The sequence below is a fragment of the Marinilactibacillus psychrotolerans genome, from assembly GCF_900101525.1.
Taxonomy (GTDB): Bacteria; Bacillota; Bacilli; order Lactobacillales; family Carnobacteriaceae_A; genus Marinilactibacillus; species Marinilactibacillus psychrotolerans.
In genome coordinates, this window is record NZ_FMZD01000018.1 from 29086 (window position 1) to 49923 (window position 20838).

At 35.4% G+C, this 20838-nt stretch carries 20 protein-coding genes and 1 other RNA gene; 1 reads left to right on the forward strand and 20 read right to left on the reverse strand.

The window, feature by feature from the left end:
* Nucleotides 1-85 precede the first annotated feature (85 nt).
* From nrdE to BLT22_RS09540, 13 genes are all read right to left on the reverse strand, one after another.
* Nucleotides 86-2272 carry a class 1b ribonucleoside-diphosphate reductase subunit alpha gene (gene nrdE, locus BLT22_RS09480; protein ID WP_236048908.1) on the reverse strand — a complete coding sequence of 729 codons (2187 nt, stop codon included), beginning with the start codon at nucleotides 2270-2272 and terminating at the stop codon, nucleotides 86-88.
* Entirely contained in the window at nucleotides 2259-2630 is a 372-nt protein-coding gene (gene nrdI, locus BLT22_RS09485) for a class Ib ribonucleoside-diphosphate reductase assembly flavoprotein NrdI (RefSeq protein WP_091762804.1), read from the reverse strand. Before nrdI ends, nrdE begins: the two co-directional genes overlap by 14 nt.
* 4 nt (nucleotides 2631-2634) lie before the next feature.
* Complete coding sequence (gene nrdH / locus BLT22_RS09490; protein ID WP_091762806.1) at nucleotides 2635-2868, reverse strand: glutaredoxin-like protein NrdH; 234 nt, start codon at nucleotides 2866-2868, stop codon at nucleotides 2635-2637.
* Nucleotides 2869-3265: 397 nt separating this feature from the next.
* Nucleotides 3266-3610 carry an initiation-control protein YabA gene (locus BLT22_RS09495; RefSeq protein ID WP_087060312.1) on the reverse strand — a complete coding sequence of 115 codons (345 nt, stop codon included), beginning with the start codon at nucleotides 3608-3610 and terminating at the stop codon, nucleotides 3266-3268.
* 213 nt (nucleotides 3611-3823) lie between these two features.
* Entirely contained in the window at nucleotides 3824-4807 is a 984-nt protein-coding gene (gene holB / locus BLT22_RS09500) for a DNA polymerase III subunit delta' (protein WP_091762808.1), read from the reverse strand.
* A gap of 18 nt (nucleotides 4808-4825) precedes the next feature.
* Entirely contained in the window at nucleotides 4826-5155 is a 330-nt protein-coding gene (gene darA, locus BLT22_RS09505; protein WP_087060316.1) for a cyclic di-AMP receptor DarA, read from the reverse strand.
* A gap of 15 nt (nucleotides 5156-5170) precedes the next feature.
* Nucleotides 5171-5827: a dTMP kinase gene (tmk, locus tag BLT22_RS09510; RefSeq protein WP_087060318.1), complete on the reverse strand. Its 657-nt coding sequence runs from the start codon at nucleotides 5825-5827 to the stop codon at nucleotides 5171-5173.
* Nucleotides 5828-5996: 169 nt separating this feature from the next.
* The gene (locus tag BLT22_RS09515) at nucleotides 5997-6215 is read right to left on the reverse strand and encodes a YaaL family protein (protein WP_236048909.1); all 219 of its coding nucleotides are present in this window, start codon (nucleotides 6213-6215) and stop codon (nucleotides 5997-5999) included.
* An 11-nt stretch (nucleotides 6216-6226) separates the two neighbouring features.
* Entirely contained in the window at nucleotides 6227-6823 is a 597-nt protein-coding gene (recR, locus tag BLT22_RS09520; RefSeq protein ID WP_072693166.1) for a recombination mediator RecR, read from the reverse strand.
* Nucleotides 6824-6894: 71 nt separating this feature from the next.
* Nucleotides 6895-7209 (reverse strand): YbaB/EbfC family nucleoid-associated protein, encoded by a 315-nt coding sequence (locus tag BLT22_RS09525; protein ID WP_087060322.1) that lies wholly within the window; start codon nucleotides 7207-7209, stop codon nucleotides 6895-6897.
* 32 nt (nucleotides 7210-7241) lie between these two features.
* The gene (dnaX, locus tag BLT22_RS09530) at nucleotides 7242-8975 is read right to left on the reverse strand and encodes a DNA polymerase III subunit gamma/tau (protein ID WP_091762810.1); all 1734 of its coding nucleotides are present in this window, start codon (nucleotides 8973-8975) and stop codon (nucleotides 7242-7244) included.
* A gap of 238 nt (nucleotides 8976-9213) precedes the next feature.
* An RNA gene (ffs, locus tag BLT22_RS09535) (signal recognition particle sRNA small type) lies at nucleotides 9214-9300 on the reverse strand.
* A 62-nt stretch (nucleotides 9301-9362) separates the two neighbouring features.
* The gene (locus BLT22_RS09540) at nucleotides 9363-10637 is read right to left on the reverse strand and encodes a cytochrome P450 (RefSeq protein ID WP_091762812.1); all 1275 of its coding nucleotides are present in this window, start codon (nucleotides 10635-10637) and stop codon (nucleotides 9363-9365) included.
* A 493-nt stretch (nucleotides 10638-11130) separates the two neighbouring features.
* Here BLT22_RS09540 and BLT22_RS09545 point away from each other — a divergent pair, with 493 nt between their 5' ends.
* Entirely contained in the window at nucleotides 11131-12924 is a 1794-nt protein-coding gene (locus tag BLT22_RS09545; protein WP_091762814.1) for a S9 family peptidase, read from the forward strand.
* Between the two features lie 162 nt (nucleotides 12925-13086).
* On the opposite strand, the gene uxuA is transcribed toward BLT22_RS09545, so the two are convergent.
* The 7 genes from uxuA to BLT22_RS09580 all read right to left on the reverse strand — a co-directional run bounded on the left by uxuA (nucleotide 13087) and on the right by BLT22_RS09580 (nucleotide 20809).
* Nucleotides 13087-14121, reverse strand: a complete 1035-nt coding sequence (gene uxuA / locus BLT22_RS09550) for a mannonate dehydratase (protein ID WP_091762816.1) — start codon at nucleotides 14119-14121, stop codon at nucleotides 13087-13089.
* Nucleotides 14122-14244: 123 nt separating this feature from the next.
* Nucleotides 14245-15552 carry a PTS sugar transporter subunit IIC gene (locus tag BLT22_RS09555; RefSeq protein WP_091762819.1) on the reverse strand — a complete coding sequence of 436 codons (1308 nt, stop codon included), beginning with the start codon at nucleotides 15550-15552 and terminating at the stop codon, nucleotides 14245-14247.
* A gap of 10 nt (nucleotides 15553-15562) precedes the next feature.
* Nucleotides 15563-16948: a glycoside hydrolase family 1 protein gene (locus BLT22_RS09560; RefSeq protein ID WP_091762821.1), complete on the reverse strand. Its 1386-nt coding sequence runs from the start codon at nucleotides 16946-16948 to the stop codon at nucleotides 15563-15565.
* 146 nt (nucleotides 16949-17094) lie between these two features.
* A complete protein-coding gene (locus BLT22_RS09565) occupies nucleotides 17095-17784 on the reverse strand; it encodes a FadR/GntR family transcriptional regulator (protein WP_091762823.1) in 690 nt (229 codons plus the stop codon).
* A gap of 264 nt (nucleotides 17785-18048) precedes the next feature.
* The gene (locus BLT22_RS09570) at nucleotides 18049-19332 is read right to left on the reverse strand and encodes an ABC transporter permease (RefSeq protein WP_091762825.1); all 1284 of its coding nucleotides are present in this window, start codon (nucleotides 19330-19332) and stop codon (nucleotides 18049-18051) included.
* The gene (locus BLT22_RS09575; protein ID WP_087060335.1) at nucleotides 19325-20224 is read right to left on the reverse strand and encodes an ABC transporter ATP-binding protein; all 900 of its coding nucleotides are present in this window, start codon (nucleotides 20222-20224) and stop codon (nucleotides 19325-19327) included. The genes BLT22_RS09570 and BLT22_RS09575 overlap by 8 nt, the downstream gene beginning before the upstream one ends.
* A gap of 180 nt (nucleotides 20225-20404) precedes the next feature.
* Complete coding sequence (locus BLT22_RS09580) at nucleotides 20405-20809, reverse strand: secondary thiamine-phosphate synthase enzyme YjbQ (protein WP_091762827.1); 405 nt, start codon at nucleotides 20807-20809, stop codon at nucleotides 20405-20407.
* Nucleotides 20810-20838: the final 29 nt, after the last annotated feature.

The window sequence follows — 20838 nt, forward strand, 5'->3', positions numbered from 1 at the left end:
TCTCTGAGTCATTTCATACAAGGCAATTCCCTCTTCATAAAGCACATAAAGTTATTACAGGAATTTGCCTTCTATACTACCTGACTTATATCGTACAGCTCTCACATGCATTTGAACCAATTTCTTCTGCATCATCCGTAAATGTACGCACATAGTAGATAGATTTGATTCCTTTTTTATGGGCATAGTGCCTTAGAATATTCAGATCGCGCGTAGTTTGCTTCGTTGTTTTTTCTTCTTTCCATTCATAAATACCGGCTGGAATTTCTGAACGCATGAATAAGGTCAAGCTCATTCCCTGGTCCACATGTTTTTGAGCGGCAGCATAGATATCAATGACTTTACGCATATCCATATCATAAGCACTCTTATAATACGGCATTGTTTCATTCGATAAATATGGTGCTGGATAGTATGTTTTCCCTGTTAGTTTTTCTTGTCTTTCTTCTACTAAACGCGTAATAGGATGAATACTAGCAGATGTTTCATTTACGTAACTAATTGAGCCTGTTGGCGCAACCGCCATACGATACTGATGGTATAATCCATGTTCTTGTACAGATTTCTTCAGCATTTCCCAATCAGAGACTGTTGGAATCTGAATACCACGCTCTGCAAAAATTCCTGCTACTTTTTCTGAATCAAAGTTAAAATCCTTATTTGTATATTTATCGAAATAGGTTCCATTTGCATAATCCGATTTTTCAAAATCATAGAATATTTGGTTGCGCTCTTTGGCAATCTCATTGCTGGCTTTTAATGTATAGTAATTGAGCAACAAGAAGTAAGCATCTGTAAACTCTATGGATTCGGGAGACCCATAATGCATTTGGTTCAATGCAAAAAATGTATGCAATCCCATTGCGCCTAAACCAATTGTATGATATCTATCATTCCCATTTTTGACAGAAGGAACAGCTTCAATATTTGAACCGTCTGTAACATACGTTAATGCACGAACCATTGTGTCCACTGAGCTCTCAAAATCTGGTGTGGTCATTAAGTTGACTACATTTGTTGAGCCTAAATTACAACTAATGTCTGTTCCAAGAGACTCATACTCTTGATTATCTTTGATTACAGAGGGTTCTTGTATTTGCAGCACTTCACTACACAAGTTACTCATAGTAATTGTACCGTATACTGGATTTGCTCTGTTTGCTGTATCAATGTTAATTACATATGGATAACCGGATTCTTGCTGCAATTTTGAAATTTCATTTTCAAGTTCACGAGCTTTGATTTTAGTTTTCTTGATCTCAGGATTTGCAACCATATTGTCATACTCTTTAGTAATGTCGATATAAGCAAAAGGTTCTCCGTAAATTCTTTCTACATCATATGGGCTAAACAGATACATATCTTCATTACGAGCTGCTAAATCATAGAACTTATCTGGCACTACAACGCCTAGAGAAAGTGTTTTGACCCGGACCTTTTCATCTGCATTTTCTTTTTTAGTTGATAGAAAACTCAAAATGTCTGGATGAAACAGGTTCAGATACACTGCTCCGGCACCATTTCTTTGTCCTAACTGATTGGAATAGCTAAAACTATCTTCTAATAACTTCATAACCGGTAGAACACCACTAGAAGCATTTTCAATTTTTTTAATAGGATCGCCAGCCGCTCTAAGGTTTGTCAGGTTCACTCCGACTCCTCCACCGATACGGGACAATTGAAGTGCTGAGTTAATGGCACGACCTATACTATTCATATCATCTGTCGCTTGAATCAAGAAACAAGAGACAAGTTCCCCACGACGTTTTCTTCCAGCATTCAAGAAAGTTGGTGTGGCTGGCTGATACCGCTGATGGATAATTTCATCAGCTATTTTTCTTGCAAGTTCTTCATTACCGTTCGCCAAGTATAAAGCGTTAAAGCCTATGCGATCTTCGAATCTTTCTAAAAATCGATTACCGTCATTTGTTTTAAGTGCGTATTGAGTATAGAACTTATACGCAGACATGAATGAACGAAAACGGAATTTCTGATTATATAATTCTTCAAACAATTCAGTGATAAATGATCTTGAATATTGAGATAAGAACGGTTCTTCAATAAAATCATGTTCAATCAGGTAATCAATTTTTTCATTAACACTGTCGAAATGGACAGTATTAGGATTAACGTGTTCGATAAAGTAAGCTCTGACCGCTTCTTGATCTTTATGAAGCGGAATTTGGTTATTTACTGGTCGATTGATTTCATTATTTAATTGAAAATAAGTTATTTCTTTAGGTGTTTCTTTTACTGAACTAGTTGAAGCCAAGATCATCCACCGCTTTCTTTAATTTTTTCACATCTACTTCGCTTCCTTGAAATTCAAAGCTATGAAGCAGAGGTACATTGTAATCTCTTGCTAGATCTTTTGCCGTAAAAACAAATAGCTGACCAAAATTAATGTTTCCTCCGCCAGCTACTCCTTTTAGAAAAGATTGATTGTTTTCCGTTTCAATAAAGTCATTTAGAATTTCCGTCACTTCCTTCTCATAAGTAGGAGTAATGACGATGTAGGGTTCATCAACCGCAATGAAAGGATCTGTCGGGGTTATTTCCAACAAATCCATTCCAAGTTTGTTCACAAATTTCCTTGTCTGACCTGTCAATGAAAGATAAACTACTTTCATAGTGTTACGCTAACTGATTCAGCATATCCGGACGGAATCCGTTAAATGCTTCTAGTCCTTCAGCAATAACAACTGGAAGAGAGCTAAACCCTAAACTTTTCACTTCTTCGATTGCTGCTTCGTTTTCAACGATATCTTTAACTTCATAAGAGATTCCTTTATCTTCTAAATACTTTTTCGTAAAATTACATTGCATACAGTTCGGTTTTGAATAAACGACGACTGATTTTTTTGACATATTGATTTCCTCCTAAAAAAATGAAAATTACTGCACCGATTTTTTTCGATATCTCCGTGAATTTTTCTGTGAATTAGTTTAATTCAATCCAATGAGCTCTTTCTATATATAGTGATATATGCTTACCGTCTACTTTCCTCTTTCACTACTAAGCTCTCTTGGTATCGTATCTATTATTTTACATGACTTTTAAATTTTTTCAAGCATAAAACACTGTATGTAGAAATTTATTTTTCCATAAACACAACATGTTGTGTCAAGGTACAAAAAGACACTCTCGTCTTTTTCGCTCAATTTAATAAGCAAAACGAGAGTGTACAAGGAATTGCACTAATAATATACTTTTTTGTTTTTTTATATACACACTATATATAGTGTGTAAAAATATTTAATCACTTTATTTTCGCTCACCATAAATAACTTCCAAACAAAATGCGCAAGGTTCATCTCCGTCTCTTCTAGAACCATAAAAAAGATTGCATACATGAAATCCATCTTCATATATTTTTTCTAAATTCATCCGAGATTTAGTCATTCCAGTATCACTGATTTGTTTTTCAATGGATTGCTGTTTGATGACTTCAGCTAATCTGTCTCGTAAATGCTGGTTCTCCATACTTAAAGCATGATTCTCTTCAGTTAACTGAGACAGCTCTTGTTTAACTTGTTTGAGTGTCTTCAGAGTAGCTTCTGCTTGAGATTCCAACTGGGAAAATGTGTCATGTAATTCCTTTTTATTCATTCTACACCACTTTTTCATTTCTACAGATTTCTTCACGTTTGATTTCGATTTGGATATTTTTAACGGTAGAGCAGATAGTAGACTTGTTTACACTGTTGTATCTTGTAATAGCATAACACGATTAGAATTGAATTGGCAAACACTGAATAAAGAAAAAATAAAATATCAGTCATTATTTGTACGCACATGCGTCTTATTTTCAATAATTTAAATTTACCTAAAGGCTATCTGCAAGGCAATATCCTCAAAAACGCCTTGTGCCGCCACGTTACTGTTTAATTTTTTTTTCGCTTCCAGTAATTGTTCTAAAATATTAATCAATTTTCTACTAGACAACTGATCTGCAAATTGTTTCATGCTTGATTCATGATTTAGGAAAGCTAATGTCACTGAATCTGAATATTTCAAGTTTAAAAGATCTCGATATACAATAATGAGCAGGTCAATAACAAACTGATAAGCTTCTCGGTCATTAACTGTCCCCATCAGATCTGTCTGCACGAACACAAATGCTTGTTCATCCTGCTTTGCTAAAAGTTTAAACCAATTCCAGACAGCTTTAACTGTATCCTGAAACGTTTCATCATTTGCTAAGCTGACAGCTTTATCAGCGTCATGAGTAATTCTAGACGTTAAAGACGCTTGCGATAAAGTCAACCCGCGTTCTTCTAATTCATTTATTCTTTTTTCAAGGGGCTGGACTGGAAAATGAATGACTTGACATCTAGATAAAATCGTCGGTAAAAGTCGCTGCTTTGCTGTTGTTATAAGCAATGCTGTCGTGTCACCTTCAGGTTCTTCTAAAAATTTCAGCAAACTGTTAGCAGCATTTTGAGTCATCTTTTCGATATCTTCGATAATAAATAGTTTCCGTTTGCTTTCTACTCCACTTTTAGAGAATTCTTCTTTCAATTCTCTTACTTGGGCTACTTTGATTGATAAGCCATCAGGTTTGATTTCAATAATATCTGGATGCTGGTGCGTATCTATTCGTTGGCACTGGTGACAGTTACCACATGGCCTATTCTGTTCAAAATAATGAGGACAGAAACGTGCTTTTGCTATCCATAGTGCCATTTCTTTTTTCCCAGTACCCGCAACCCCTTCAAATAAATAAGCATGCTGTAAAGTCTGGTTCTGAATTAATTTAGAAAATAATTCATAAATATCTGTTTGTTTTTTTACGATGGTCGACATTAGACGTCTCCCTTAGCTTTAAAATTGTCGAAACTGCTCTATTGGAAGGACAAACAATGTTGCTCCTCCGACTTCTATATCTACTGGATAAGTTAAATCAGATTCTAAGGTGAAATCATATGAAGGCGGGCTCATCATCGTTTGACTCCTGGTTGAACAATTCTCTTTGATGAGAGCTAGTACGCTTTCTACTCTACGATCTTCCACTCCAACTAAAAAAGTTGTATTTCCAGCTCGTAAAAAACCTCCTGTAGAAGACAACTTTGTTGCACGAAAGCCTTTCTCTACAAATTCATCGGCAAGTCTTTTACTATCTTGATTTTGAACAATTGCTACCACCAATTTCATGTTTGTCATCCTTTCTTAATTGCTATTGTGAGAATCATATTCTTCTATTACGGTTATAAGTGCATCAAGCGCGTTCTGGAACACACTATCCTGATCCAAGCTTGCATCAATAATACGGAATCGACTTGGGTCTTTTTCAATCAACAAATGATAGGCCTTACTGACTTCTTCATGAAATGTTACAGCTTCTAATTCTAGTCTATCTTGAGTTCTTTTAGATTTTTTATCCTTGATTCTCTTTAGTCCGACTTCTACATCTACATCTAAATAAAGGGTAATATCCGGCTTCAATCCTTCTATCGCAAACTCATTTATAGCCATCACTTTCTCCATACCGATCCCTCTGGCTTGTCCTTGATAAGCTATTGAGCTATCAACAAAACGATCACATAAAACAACCTCTCCTCTTGATAAAGCGGGTAGTATCTTCTCTACTACATGTTGTCTACGGCTGGCTGCATAAAGTAATGCCTCTGTTCTAGCATCCATTGTTAAGTGTTTTGGGTCTAAAATCAGTTTCCGAATTTCTTCGGCAATTACACTTCCTCCGGGTTCACGAGTTACAACAAGCGGATGATTGATCATAGATTGGATCGCCGGAACCAAACGTTTTATTAAACCAGATTTCCCTGCTCCATCTGGTCCTTCTATTGTAATAAACAGACCTGTCACATTTATTTCCTCAATTCTAAAATAATTATCTTATTTAGTTTATTATACGTGAGATTCATCCCTATTGTCTATGGATTTTATAAAACGTTTTTCCATAGAAATTTCTAAAAAAAGCAAACGTTCATTGTTTTTCCAATGACGTTTGCTTTTTTGCTGCATTCTAGTTCAATTAACTTCCTTTTATTTGTCTTACTTTTGCTTCTTTAAATAAATAAAAGTATTTTGCTTGAGCTAATTTACGTTCTGCTTTAAGTTTTGGATGTTCTTCAACAATAATTTCTTCCATTACTTTAGAATTTTCCCATAAAGCTTTTTGATTTTTTATTAAATCAAAAAGTTTTTCATCATATTCATTTCTTAGTTTTGATTTCTTTCTAAACATTCCCATTATAAATTCTCCTACATATCTCTACGGCCTTCAACTGCTTTAAGCAGTGTGACTTCATCCGCATATTCTATATCGCTTCCTACTGATAGACCATGTGCCAGACGCGTAACTTTAATCCCAGAGGGCTTAATCAAGCGCGACAAGTACATCGCAGTAGCTTCACCTTCAGCTGTAGCATTGGTTGCGATAATAACTTCTTTTACTTCTTCATTTTGGAGTCGTTTAATCAAATCTGGTATATTGATATCTTCCGGTCCTGTTCCCTCAATAGGAGACAAGACTCCATGAAGAACATGATATAACCCTTTAAATTCTTGCATTTTTTCCATTGAGATAACATCTTTGGGATGTTCCACTACTAAGATCAGTGATTGATCTCTACTTTTATCTTGACAGATTTCACAAGGATCTTGTTCTGTCATATTTCCGCATATTGAACAGTAATGCAAATCTCGTTTGACACTAATCAGAGATCTGGCAAAACCGGTTACATCGTCTTCGTTCATATTGACTGTATAAAAAGCCAGGCGGGCAGCTGTTTTCTCCCCAATTCCTGGCAATTTCATATAACTTTCCATTAATTTCGAGATCGGTTCTGGATAATGCATGACCGTCTCCTTTCTAAAAAGATACTCTTAATCGAAGATTATACTAATCTTTTTCTGCTTGAATAACATCTCTACATTCCAGGCATACCTTTAGTATATTTCCCCATTACCCGCTCTGTTTCTACATCTACTTTTTCAAGCGCATCATTTACTGCAAGCAGGACAAGGTCTTCAATAATTTCTACATCTTCAGGATCGACAATTTCTTCTTTAATTGAAACATTTTTCAACTTCTTATCACCTGTAAAAGTTACAGTTACCAGATCATCATTAGCGGAGCCTGTGAATTCTGTCTGATTCAAAGTTTCTTGAGCTACACCCATTTCTTTTTGCATTTTTTGCATCTTTTTCATCATGCCTTGCATATTTCCCATTCCACCGCGCATTGTTCATTCTCCTTTATTAGTTATTATAAATTTTAATCTTCGACTTTAACGATTTGCTCTCCAAAAATTTTAAATGCTTCAGAAACAATCGGTTCGGTTTCTTCTTTTTCTTCTTGTGGAGAGGTGTTCTCTGAGTGAACATCACTAGGATCACCTGGTTCTTCTTTCATCCGTTTAATAAATTCCTGACGGATAACTGGCCATTGTTCAGCTGGGACACTAATCAACTCTGCCCTATGTCCTATCACTTTTTCCAGATATTCACCTATAGTATTCAATAAGAGAGTATCGTTGGTTGCCCTCTCACATAGAATATCATAATCAAAGGTCACAACCAACCCTTGAGGACTCGCTGCTACAGGTGTAGAAGTATTCATAATGGCTTTTTGACTAGCTTCCAGCACATTCATCAAATCTGGCCAAACGTCTTTTAATTGAGCTAAATCATTTTTTGTTGCTTTTTCAAGCACTTTATATACTGACGGACGGTTGACTTTAAAAACTAGACTGCTTTTACTTCGTTTTGGTTTAGATGGAGCCGCTTTTACAGATTCTTCGCTACCGCTTATATTTTGTATAAGTCTCTGCATGTCTGCTAACTGTTTTTTTAAGTCTGAAAGCTCAGCAGATGAGACTTCTTCTACTTCGGGCTGTTTCTTAATTTCTTCTTTTTTTAAATAAGGATTCGTTGGTTGAGTCAGTCTTACCGTTGCTACTTCAAGATAAACTTCAGCATGATTAGATAATCTCATTTCTTGTTGTGTCTGGTTAAATATTTTTATGACTTCGTAAAGAAGTATTGAGTCTACTTCTGTTGAGAGTTGTATAAATTTGTCATCTGCTTTTCCCATTTTTAATAATATATCAGATTGTGCTGTCTGGTAGAGCAAAACATCTCTGCTGAATAAAATTATATCTTCTACAAAACGACTAGGATCTTTCCCTTCCGCGATCAATTCGTGGAGAATGTTCAAACCTTTTTCAGTTTCCCGGGTATATACTGCTCGGATATATTCACTCAGAAGTTCTTGAGTAATACTACCGGTTATCCTCATTGCATCCTCAGTTTTCAATTTTCCTTCAGAGAAAGATAAGGCTTGATCTAGTATACTTAAGGCATCACGCATTCCGCCCTCTGCAGCTTTTGAGATAGTGGTCAGTGCATCTTCTTCAAACTCTACTGATTTTTGGGTTAAAATATATTTCATCCGACTAACAATATCTTGAGGTGATATTCTTCTAAAATCAAATCTCTGAGTCCTAGAAATAATTGTTAAAGGAATCTTATGCGGTTCTGTGGTTGCTAAGATAAATATAACGTTAGCAGGAGGTTCTTCAAGTGTTTTCAACAGGGCATTAAAGGCACCCATCGACAACATATGGACCTCATCAATAATATAAACTTTATACTCAGCTTGTGTAGGGGCATAATTAGCTTTATCACGTATATCACGAATCTCTTCGACTCCATTATTACTCGCTGCATCGATTTCAATTACATCTCCAAGTTTTCCCTGGCTAATCGACTGGCAAATCTCACAATCATTACAAGGCTCTCCCTCTTTAACATGGGGGCAATTGATTGCTTTTGCAAAAATTTTAGCTGCACTGGTTTTACCTGTACCACGAGGTCCCGTAAATAAGTATGCATGACTCGTTTTATCTTGTACAATTGCATTCCTAAGAGTCTTTGTTATTGCCTGTTGTCCAGCAATATCTTCAAACTTTTGTGGACGCCAGACACGGTACAATGCTTGATAGCTCATAATTCCCCTCTTCTCTACTATACTTTCATTACATTAGATAATCCTTTATAAAATTTATACTTAAGTTATTTGATTTCTCTACTCTTCATTATAAGTGAAATCAGAGTGAATGAGAAATAGATTTTGTATATTTTCATTTAGCATTTTATAAGAACTGAGCATAAAAAGAAAAAAGATGTCCTAATGATTAGGAACATCTTTTTTCTTATATGCACAACTATCAATTGTTCATAACTATGTATGCACATAACACATGGAGGACTGTACTTAGTGCTGCTTCCTTCCGGACCTGACACGGTTCATACACCCGCCATTGTCATGCAGCCTCTCGGCACTTTTAATTATACTATAGATAGAACATTATTTCTAGTCATTTTTCAAATTATCTTAACCTTTGTATTGAATATTTTCAAAAATCATTCCGCTTTTAGGGGTTGTAGGCATATTGACTAAACTAAATCCGATATCTTGTTCGGGAAGTGTATAGTCTATTTTATTAACTAGGAAATCCGTAACAATCTCCATTGCTCTTACAGTATTCCACTCACCCGGACATCGATGCCCGGCAGAGTAACTCCCTCCACCTTGTGCTAATAATTTAAATTGAATCTGTTCAGTAGGACTCTGATGCCAGTCACTGAATCGTTCAGGTCTGAAATCCTCAGGATCTTCCCATACTCTTGGGTCATGATTCGTACCATAAAAGTCAAATATTGCTAGCGTATCTTTTTCAAACTGGTAGCCATTCCATATGAAGTCTTTTCGGGTAATGGCCCCATTAAACGGGAAGAACGGATAATATCGTCTGATTTCTTGAATAAACATATGCAGGTAGTAAGGATTTTCTCCATTCAATTTATCTTGTTCTTCCGGGAACTGCTGTAAGGTTAGTGCCGTAAACGCAAAATATAATGCAATCGCAACAGAAGGGCGGATAACGTTCAATAATTCTACCGCTGCTGTTTTCAAATCCATTAGCTCTCCGTCTAGCTCTTTATGCCAGGCTACTTGGTATAAGGCGGTATCTTCGTCTGGTTGAAGTGTTCCTTCTCTTACCTGTTCAATTAATCCAGAAACCCATTTTTCTCCTTTGATCCTACCGATTCGTCCTTCTATATGCCGCTTACTAACTGCTACGGGGGATTCTATCATGCTAATCAGTTGTTCAGTCCGTTTATCGATTTCTTTATCTTTTAATGGGACACCACACCACTCACAGGCAGCTTGAGTCAGCACTTTCTGACTTTCTTTATAAAAGTTGATCGAATCTTTTCTGATCCATTCTTTTGTAGCGATGTATAGATACTTTTCAACTAATTTTGCCCAAATTTCAATACGTTCTTTAGACATTAAATCCAAAAACATTTTTTTGCGATGGCGATGCGCTTCATCATCTAGCTGCTGAACGCCACCTTGACCTAGTAAAGTAGACACCGCAGGTTCTGGAGCAGCGCCTTCACGTTTAAATTTATCTTCATCATAAAATAATTCTGCAGCTTCTTCTCCTCCTAACAATATTGCCTCTTGCCCGAGCACTCTAGTTTTAACTGCATCTGACTGATACGCTTTTCGACGGTTAGGTATATAAAGATAGCCTTCTCTTAATATACTTAGCCCATTTTCAAGACCTTCTTCTCTAGGAAATGGTTTAGTCTTTTGCATAATCGTCTCCTCCTTAAAAAAATAGTTGCTTCAACTATAAATAATCCTATATCTATCTACTTATTCAGTATATTCTTAAAAGACCGATAGTTTCAAACATTTCTCCTCGAAAGAAATCCACTTATTTCCAGATATATTTTTTTCGTTGAGGTCAAATCAGCAAGAAAATTCATAATTCAAAACTATCTTAATTTATCTCTACTAATAGCAATATTCTAACTGTACTTTCAATACGTTCCAGTAAGCATCATTTAAACTAAATAGATATACACATTATCTCGGTGCTTCTATTGTACGATATTTTACATAAATTATTCTTTATTACGACGTTACATGCTCTTTTCATATATATATTAAGCAATTTGTTATAATTTTGTTGTTCGTTTTTAAATAAATTTAGTACATTCTTAGTTTTTATTCTCTCTTTGGGATAAATTATGGTAAGCTAGTATCAACAGAAATAATACACATAGTTTCTCAAGGAGGAAAGTACATGAATTTTGAAAAAGCACATTTCGAACAATTCTTCCACACAAATCGTATTGGTAGTTTTGCTGTTGCAAAAGATGAATCGAAATTGGTTTATGTATCTGATGTAACAGGAGAACCGAATCTATGGGCAATTGATCTAAAAGAAAGTACAACACCATACTTATTCTCCAAATATGATGAATCTGTCTCTTTTGTAGAGATTAGTCCTAATCTGGACTATATTTTAGCAGGATTGGATAAAGACGGAAATGAAAATACTCAGATCTATGCTCTTCCAATATATGGTGGGTATCCAATGCCACTGATTACAGGTGATGCTTCAGAGAAATTTTATTTTGCCGACCTCTCAGAAGATGGAACTCGTTTATATTACACAACTTCACTAGCTAATCCTAACTTCTTGAACACACATGTCAGAGATTTGGAGACAGGCAAAGATATATTGCTGGAAGAAGGCAAGGAAGCTCCGACTTATTTAACAGCTATTTCTAAAAATGAAGACCTCTTCATATACACAAAAGTGTATTCTAATACTTATCAAAAAGCTTTTTTAAAGGTTGAAGATGAATTCATTCCCTTATTACCTGAAGATGCTAAACCACCTTATACAATTAGTGGAACGACCATCACGAATAGTAATATGATTTACTTTGTTACAGACTATCAAAGTGAACAAGCTTATCTGGTTCGTTATGATCTAGCCTCTCGTCAAAGTGAAACTGTCCTGTCCTTCATAGATGAAAGTATTACCGAAGTTTCTTGGCATGAAGAGTCCGAGACTTTCATTCTGGCCACAACTGCTGGAGTTACAGACAATTTGTATCGCTTTAATCCCGAAACTCGTGAAGTCGAAGAATTGGTCTCACCTGTACATGTATTGCAAGAGATAAAAATTGCTAAAAATGGAACAATCTATTTATCAGGATCCAGTTCAGTAATGCCTGTGAATATATTCCGTTCAGTTGACGGGGTTCATTGGGAATCGCTGACAGAAAATCGCGTCCTCGGCATTGACTCAACTGAAATGGTCGCACCCGAAACCATTACCTTCAATTCTTTTGACGAATTAGAAATCGAAGCATTATTATTTAGAGCAACTGAAAATAATGCGAATGGATATACCATTTTTTGGCCACATGGCGGTCCCCAAGCAGCCGAAAGACAAAATTTCCGTGCTCTATTTCAGGCGCTCTTATATAAGGGGTATAACATTTTCGCACCTAATTTTAGAGGAAGTACAGGATATGGAAAAACTTTTACTACTCTGGTAGAAAAAGACTGGGGTAATGCGCCAAGGCTAGATAATATTGAAAGTATTAAATGGTTATTCAAACAAGGTATCGCTTCAAAAGATTCTTTATTCCTAGTAGGCGGCAGTTATGGTGGATATATGAGTCTACTGCTTCACGGCCGTCATCCAGAATATTTCCGTGCTGTTGTGGATTTATTTGGCCCTTCCGATTTATTTTCTTTTTATGAATCTGTTCCACCTCATTGGAAGCCAATTATGAAGTTGTGGCTAGGTGACCCAAATGAAGACAAAGAAAAATTCACTGAAGATTCTCCTGTTACGTACTTGGATCAAATGACTAAACCGATGTTAGTTGTGCAAGGGGCACAAGATCCACGAGTCGTAAAAAAAGAATCCGATCAAATCGTTGAAAAGTTAAAAGAAAAGCAGCGTGATATAACTTACCTCGTCTTAGAAAATGAAGGTCATGGATTTGCAAAAAAAGAAAATGAAATTACTGTGTATAAAAAAGTGATGAACTTCTTAGAAAAACATCAAAATTAAACACAAAATCACCCTACATGAAATATAGAAGTAGGGTGATTTTATATTTTCATCAAAAAATCGACTTATACAGCAGTCTTCATTTACACATAGAATAACCTGGGAACTTACATATAGGAATGGAATGCTAGTATAAACTTATAGCCGTACTATCTTATTTCTTTAACTTAGTGCCTCCCATATTCCATTCAAATAACTTGCTCCTAACGCGCGATCATATAATCCATACCCGGGTCTACCAGCTTCTTTAAAAATCATCCGCCCATGATCCGGCCTCAAGTACCCTGTATATTGATGCTTTTTCAGTAGCGAAAGGATTCTAACCATATCAATTGATCCATAATTTGAAGCATGAGCAGTTTCTTCAAAGCTTTTATCTTGATGAAGTAAAATGTTTCGAACATGCATAAAATGAACTCTTCCTAAAGCAAGATATTCGTCAAGCATTTCATAAAGATTATTCTCCTGACTTGCCCCTAGTGATCCAGTACAAAAGGTAATACCATTTGCCGGACTGTTCGATATTTGGAATAATCTTTCGTAAGATTCCTTATTTTTAATAATTCTAGGTAATCCAAAGATTGCATAAGGGGGATCATCTGGATGGATCGCCATTTTTACTCTTGCTTGTTCGGCCACAGGTATAACTGCTTCAAGAAAATAAGTCAAATTTTCCCACAGCCTTTCCTCACTCACTGAATCATATTTATTTAAGATGTCTTTCAACTCATCTTTATTATAAGACTCATCCCACCCGGGTAATGTAAGGGATTCATCTAAAGGATCTAATTTTTTCAGTTCTTCTGTACTCAATGCTAAAGATGTTGAACCATCCTTATTATTGTAGTGAAGGGTGGTTCTAGTCCAGTCAAAAACAGGCATAAAATTATAACAAATTGTTTGTACCCCACATTCAGACAAATTCAATATTGTCTGCTTATACTTTCCAATCCAGTGATCCCTATTAGAGTTGCCTAGTTTGATGTCTTCATGTACAGGTACACTTTCAATCACACCCAGATTCAACTCGTTGCTCTCAATTTTCATTTTCATTTCTCTAATTTGTTCCACAGACCATACTTCTCCCACTGGTGTGGAGTATATGGCACTGACTATTCCACTCATATTGGGAATTTGTCTGATCTTTTCAAGCGTAACTAGATCATCGTCCCCAAACCATCTAAAACTCAACTTCATTTTATCCTCCTGAATTGTTAAATAACTTATTATTTTATGAACGTAATCAGCTACCACGCCTATAATTTGATGGCTAAAATTTAGATTTTATTTAACTTCTATACTTTTACTTTACAAATCAATTTAAACTTCTTCAGCCTCTGCTTGTGCTTTCGATACTCGTTCACTAACTTTAATAAATGGAAGGTACAAGAAGACACCAAACACTATAATAAGTAATTGAACAATTACCGCACGCCAGTCTCCTGCAGTAGTAAGATAGGCATTCATCAATGGTGGTGTAGTCCAAGGAACCATAATAACCGATCGATTAATAAATCCTAACGCTGTACAGAAATAAGCGAATACAATTCCTATTGCAGGTAACAAAACAAAAGGAATCATCATCGGTAAGTTAAAAACGATTGGATATCCGAATATAATGGGCTCATTAATATTAAACACTCCTGGCGCAAAAGAAATACTTGCTACATCTTTTGAAGATTTTAACTTAGCAAACAGCAAGATTGCAAGCAGTAAGGCGATTGTTGAGCCAGTTCCACCAATCATTCCAAATGATGAGAGAAATGAGTTTGTGATGATATTAGGAGCTTCTTCTCCTCCATTAAATGCAAGCATATTTTCATTCATATTTTGCAGGGTCAATGGATCTAATATTGCTCCATTTACTACGGTTTGATGGATCCCGATTGTAAATAGAAAATTTGAAAAGCTGTAGATAATTACTGTTCCAATCAAGCTTGTATTAATAGCTCTCAAAGGTTCCTGAATAAGCGTCGTAATCAAATCTATAAGGTTAGTATCAAATATAGTAAGTAATATAGCTGATATGATTCCAAATAAGCTTAATGTAATCATTGTAGGCAGCATAACTGTAAAAGATTTACTAACTGCAGGTGGAACCCCTTCTCCAAGATTGATTTGTAATCTTTTCACTCCTGAGATTTTTACGAATATCTCTGTTGCCAACAACCCAATAATAATCCCAGAAAACATTCCACTTGTACCAAGGTTTCCATAAGTCAGTCCTCCTGATACGAGCATAGCTTCGCCACTGTCGATTCCTGTCATAGAGATTGAAATCGGCATCATAATGATCAGTGATCCTATAGAGATAGCTGCAGCGGCCAGCGGATTTTTGAATCCTTTATTTTTAGACAAGCTGTACCCAATCATAGGGGCAACGAGCAAACTGGCTATATTTAATGTTCCGTTTGTAATCACGTTCCCCCAAATTTTCAATTTTTCTAACGTCTCTCCAGTAAAGAACCAGGGAAATACTACATTATTAATGAGTACCGCTAATCCTGCTAAGATAAAAAACGGAATAATAACGGCAAAAGCATCACGCAATGAGCGTAAATGTACTTGATTACCTAATTTCACAGCAAACATGGTAAAACGATCAGCAAATGAATTCTTATTTCCCATTATAATTCTCCTATTCTATGTCTTCGCCATTTGATTCAATTACCCTTTTTAGCCACCAATAGCTTCTTTTAGGTATTCGCTTCATGTCCTTCAAGTCATGATTGTCACGATTCACATAAACGACACCATATCTTTTTCTCATGTCACCTTGTGAACTTAAAATATCAATCAATCCCCAACCGAGATAACCAATGACTTCTACCCCATCTTCAAACATAGCATCTTTCATAGCCTGCAAGTGTGCTCGGTGATAATCGATACGGTACTGGTCATTAATCTCATTTTTACCATCCCATTCTTCCTTTACTCCAATTCCGTTTTCTATCGGAAATACTGGCAATTGGTATCGCTGATATAATTTGTTGAAAACATCTCTAAATCCTAGAGGATCTATCTGCCAACCCCATTCTGTACTTTCTAGATAAGGGTTTTTCTGTTTTCCTTCTTTCATTATATAATTGATAGGTGTGTCCGTACTGACTAAGTTAGAATTGATCGTAGAACTAGCATAATAACTGAAAGAAAGAAAATCGCTTTTCAAATTTGACAACTCTTTTAATTCTTCTTCAGTAGCTTTCATATCGATTTGATGATTCTTTACGTAAGTGAGCACTTCATTACTGTAGCGACCATGTACAAAGGCATCCAGTAAGTTATAATTAATGAATTCATCCCATTTACGAGCTAATAAAATATCTCTAGGGGCACATGTGGCAGGATAACTCTCCGAATAGGCTAGCATTCCACCAATCTTGCACTCTGTATTCTCATGAATATAATTCGCTATTTTCACATGCCCCATCATGACGTTATGACTAATCTGGTAGAGTTCATCAAGTGTTTGTTCGCCCTCTAAGTATCCACTGATTCTGAAAGCTTCAGGTACATGAAATAAGTTCTGTTCATTAAAAGTAATCCAGTACTTCACTCTATCACCAAACCGCTTGACCATTTCAACACCGAAACCAACAAACGCTTTCATTACATGTTTACTTAAAAAACCGTTATATTTTCTGGCAAGATTTAATGGCATGTCAAAGTGATACAGACAAATCATTGGCTCAATCCCTCTGTTAATCAGCGCATCAATCAGTTTACTGTAATACTCAATACCTTCTTCATTGAATGCCCCATCACCATCAGGATTAACACGACTCCATGATATTTGAAAACGGTAACAATTCATCCCAAGATTTTTCAGATGATCAAAGTCTATATCATAATTATTATAGTTATCATTAGCAACTTTCCAATCAGACGAAAATTCAGTGGCCTCTCTTATATCATAGACCGACATTCCTTTCCCGCCTTCATTCCATCCACCTTCAGTTTGCATGCTTGATACTGAATTTCCCCATAAGAAATCTTCTGGTAATTCTTTTGATACTTTATCCAACGATTACTCCTCCTACATTTTTTTGAGAATCATAAAAAAAACTACGTATTTTACTGATCCACCTCTGAATCATAAAATACGTAGGATGATTTGTCAAATTAAATGCGATTTATTGGTTAAAAAGATGAAAAACTGGATTATTCATCCTACCTATCAGAGGTTTTATCCTTCTCAAGCGAAACGCGATTATTACTCATATGGATCAACATAGCTTGTTGAGCACCCAAACTATCTCTGTTTTTGATAAACTTTACGATTTCTTTGTGTGATTCTATTGTTTCAAATTTCTTCTTTTCACTAGTAAAATTATCATTATATAGATGAATAGATTCATTAATAATTGGAAGTAAATGATATAACGCAGTGTTGCCAGATGCCTTTGCAATTTGAGTATGCAGCTGCTGATCCAGCTTTAAATGTCCGGTTCCTTCATTTAGTATCTCTTCTTCTATTTGGACTCTTAATTGGTCTATGGATTCGATTTCTTCTTCCGTAGCATTTTGAGCTGCTAGGGATGCTATATATGGCTCTAAAATAAAGCGGATATCAAATAAGTCTTTAGTCATTTTGATTTTGTTTTCTAATAAAGAAAAACCAAAGGGATCATCCACTAGTCCTTTTTTTGCACTAATGAAGGTTCCTGATCCTTGTTTGACTTCAAGAATATTCCTTGACTTCAACATTTTCGTGGCTTCTCGAATAGTATTTCTACTCACTTTTAATTGTTCGGCTAATGTAAACTCGTTAGGAAGCCTATCTCCTATTTGAAGTTTATGCTCTTGAATATAGCTAAGGATTTTTTGGGTAGTAATTTCTACTAATGTTTTATTTTCCATTTTCTATACCCCTACTCTAATTATTCGATCTCTTTATTATACTCGATAGTTTTAATATTTACAGGATACTTCCAATTTACTAGAACTATTTGAAATTCAAGAAAATTTGATTAGTGACAGAGTCAATTCAAAAAACACAATCACTTTAATATCTTATGAACTAGATATTAGTAGTGATTGTGCTTTCCTGCTTATGATTTACTCTATAGAGTTCGAAGATATTCTCAATTTATTTATCTTGGTTCCTATTAAATAGTTAATTCATCATTCATTAACATTCATTTTTTTAGCGTTTCGATTACTTTTCAGAACGCCCCAGGAACGTTTCATTGATTTAATGATGCCACCATCTGAGTAAATCAGTACGTTTGCACGATAGAAAATCAGCGACAAGTATGTTAATAGGGCCGTAAATGCAATAGTACCAAATATAGAAAGCCAGATCCCTAAAGTATCAACGGTTTCAGATGCAATTCTGAATGGCATTACAAAGGGAGTAAATATAGGGATATAGGAGAAAATAACAGGAACAATATTTTCAGGTGCTGCAAAAGCAAACATCCCTACATAGAATCCAATTAATGCCAAAAACACAATGGGAGTAACAGCTTTATTTACATCTTCCATTTTTGAAGCTAATGACCCTAAGAAAGCTGCGAGGATAATATACATCAATACTCCAGTAATAAAGAATACTATTGTATAACCCATTAACCCCTGAATAACACTCCATATATCAATGCCAGCAGTTAATTCTTGTAAAAATGACATATCTTTTGCAATAAAATAAGCAGCTCCACCTATTATAAGATAGAAAGTAATTTGTGTCATCAGTACCAGCATAACCCCTGCTAGTTTTCCGAAAAAGTGATTCGTTGCAGTTGCACTAGATAAAATAATTTCCATAATACGCGTTCCTTTTTCGCTCGCTACTTCTTCAGCAATAATAGAAGCATAGGACATAATAAATCCAAAAATAGCTATACTTACAAAATAAGCCCCAAATTCTTGAACAAAAGTATCTGTATTTTCTTCTTCATTAAGGTTGCCATCTTCAATATTCACGATTGATTCTTCAATCATTACTGGTTCTGATAAAGACATAACTTGTTCTTGAGATAAGTTTAATTCTCCAGCACGTAACAAAGTCTGATAATTAGACAATTGTTCATTTAAAACAGGTAAAACATTTGTTAAAGAGTCTGTATGCACTGCTTCTGCTTTAATTACTCCAGCGTTTTCACTGATAATCAAATATCCATCAATACTTTCATCGAGTAAAGCTTCTTCTGCAGCATTTTCTGTTACTATATCATCTTGGACATCGTACATTTCATTCTCTTGTGATAACATTTCCTGAATAGTAGAACTCTCAGAGATAACAGCAATAGGGGCCGGTTCAGCATTTTTCTGGTCTTCACTTATAAAATACCCAACTGCTATACCTACTACAGCAACTAGCACAGGTGCAAGAACCATAATTAGAAACCCAATCGATTTTACATTTTTTTTATAAACTTCTTTCGTAATGACCCAAAACTTATCCATTCTTCTCACCTACCATCCGTTTGAATATTTCTTCTAAAGTTGGTGGTTGTTGACTAAAAGTCGGAATATAACCTTCTGCTGTTGCTGCATCGAATATAGCTTTTCCATTTTCTGCATTGCTTAACTGAAGAACAGAAATACCCTCTCTATTAACCACAGCTGATTGTACACCCGGGAATTGTTTTAATTCATCCAGAGACAATGGTGATTCTAAAAATAATTTAGTACGACCAAATTTTTCTCTAATTTCTTTCACTGTTCCATTTAATATCTGATTTCCATCTCGGAGCATAATCAGACTATCACAGAGTTCTTCCACATTATTCATGTTATGACTTGAGAAAATAATACTAGCACCATTAGCTTGTGCTTCTTTGATTCCTGATTCCAGAAGTTCAGCATTTACTGGATCTAATCCGCTAAAAGGCTCGTCTAAAATAATTAATTCTGGTTGGTGGATCAAAGTCGTAATCAATTGAACTTTCTGCTGATTTCCTTTTGAAAGAGTTTTGACTTTGTCTCCTTTTTTTCCTTTTACATCAAATTTTTCTAGCCAATCATCAATTAATGGTTTGATTTCCTTTTTTGACTTTCCTCTTAACTGGGCAAAGTACAAAATCTGATCTTCAATAGAGACTTTTGGATAAAGGCCTCTTTCTTCTGGCAGATACCCAACTTGGTTAAACACCTTGTTGGTTAGTCTTTTGCCTTTCCAGAGAACTTCTCCCTGATCAGGTGTGAGTAAATCTAATATCATACGGAATGTTGTTGTTTTACCAGCACCATTTTGACCAATTAAACCCATGATTTCGCCTTTATCGATCTTGAAACTGATTCCATCTACAGCCGTAACATCTCCAAAATTCTTTCGGAGATTGTTTGCTTCAAGCATTATTTTCTTCCTCTCCTTTTTATTCTATGTAGCTAAGAGACTACTTTACTAAACCAGTCTCAAGTCTTATTGTACTATTGTTTCCAACAATTTGCATCATTCTTTGGTATTAAATTTCACTTTTCGTTCGTATTCAGTCTTTTGATCGTTATATATTTACTAATATATTATAAGTATCCATTATCCTTCGATCATTTTAATGTATATCGTTCGATTTCTTGGACCATCAAACTCACAGAAATAAGCGCTTTGCCAGGTACCAAATATTATTTCGCCATTAGTGATGATCATTGTCTCACTTGCGCCAAAAACAGAAGATTTCATATGTCCATCAGAATTGCCTTCCATATGAACGAAATATTCATGATTAGGAAATGTATCATTCAATGATGCCGATAAATCTTTTTTTACATCTGGATCCGCATTTTCATTAATAGTAATACCTGCCGTTGTGTGGGGACAGTACACAATCATTAGGCCCTCCTTGATTTCACTTTCCTCTAATGCTTTATACAGATATTGATCTATATTGATTAGCTCTTGTTTTTGGTTTGTCTTAATTTCATACTTAAATAGATTTGACATATACTTATCTCCTTTCTACAATTTTTAAC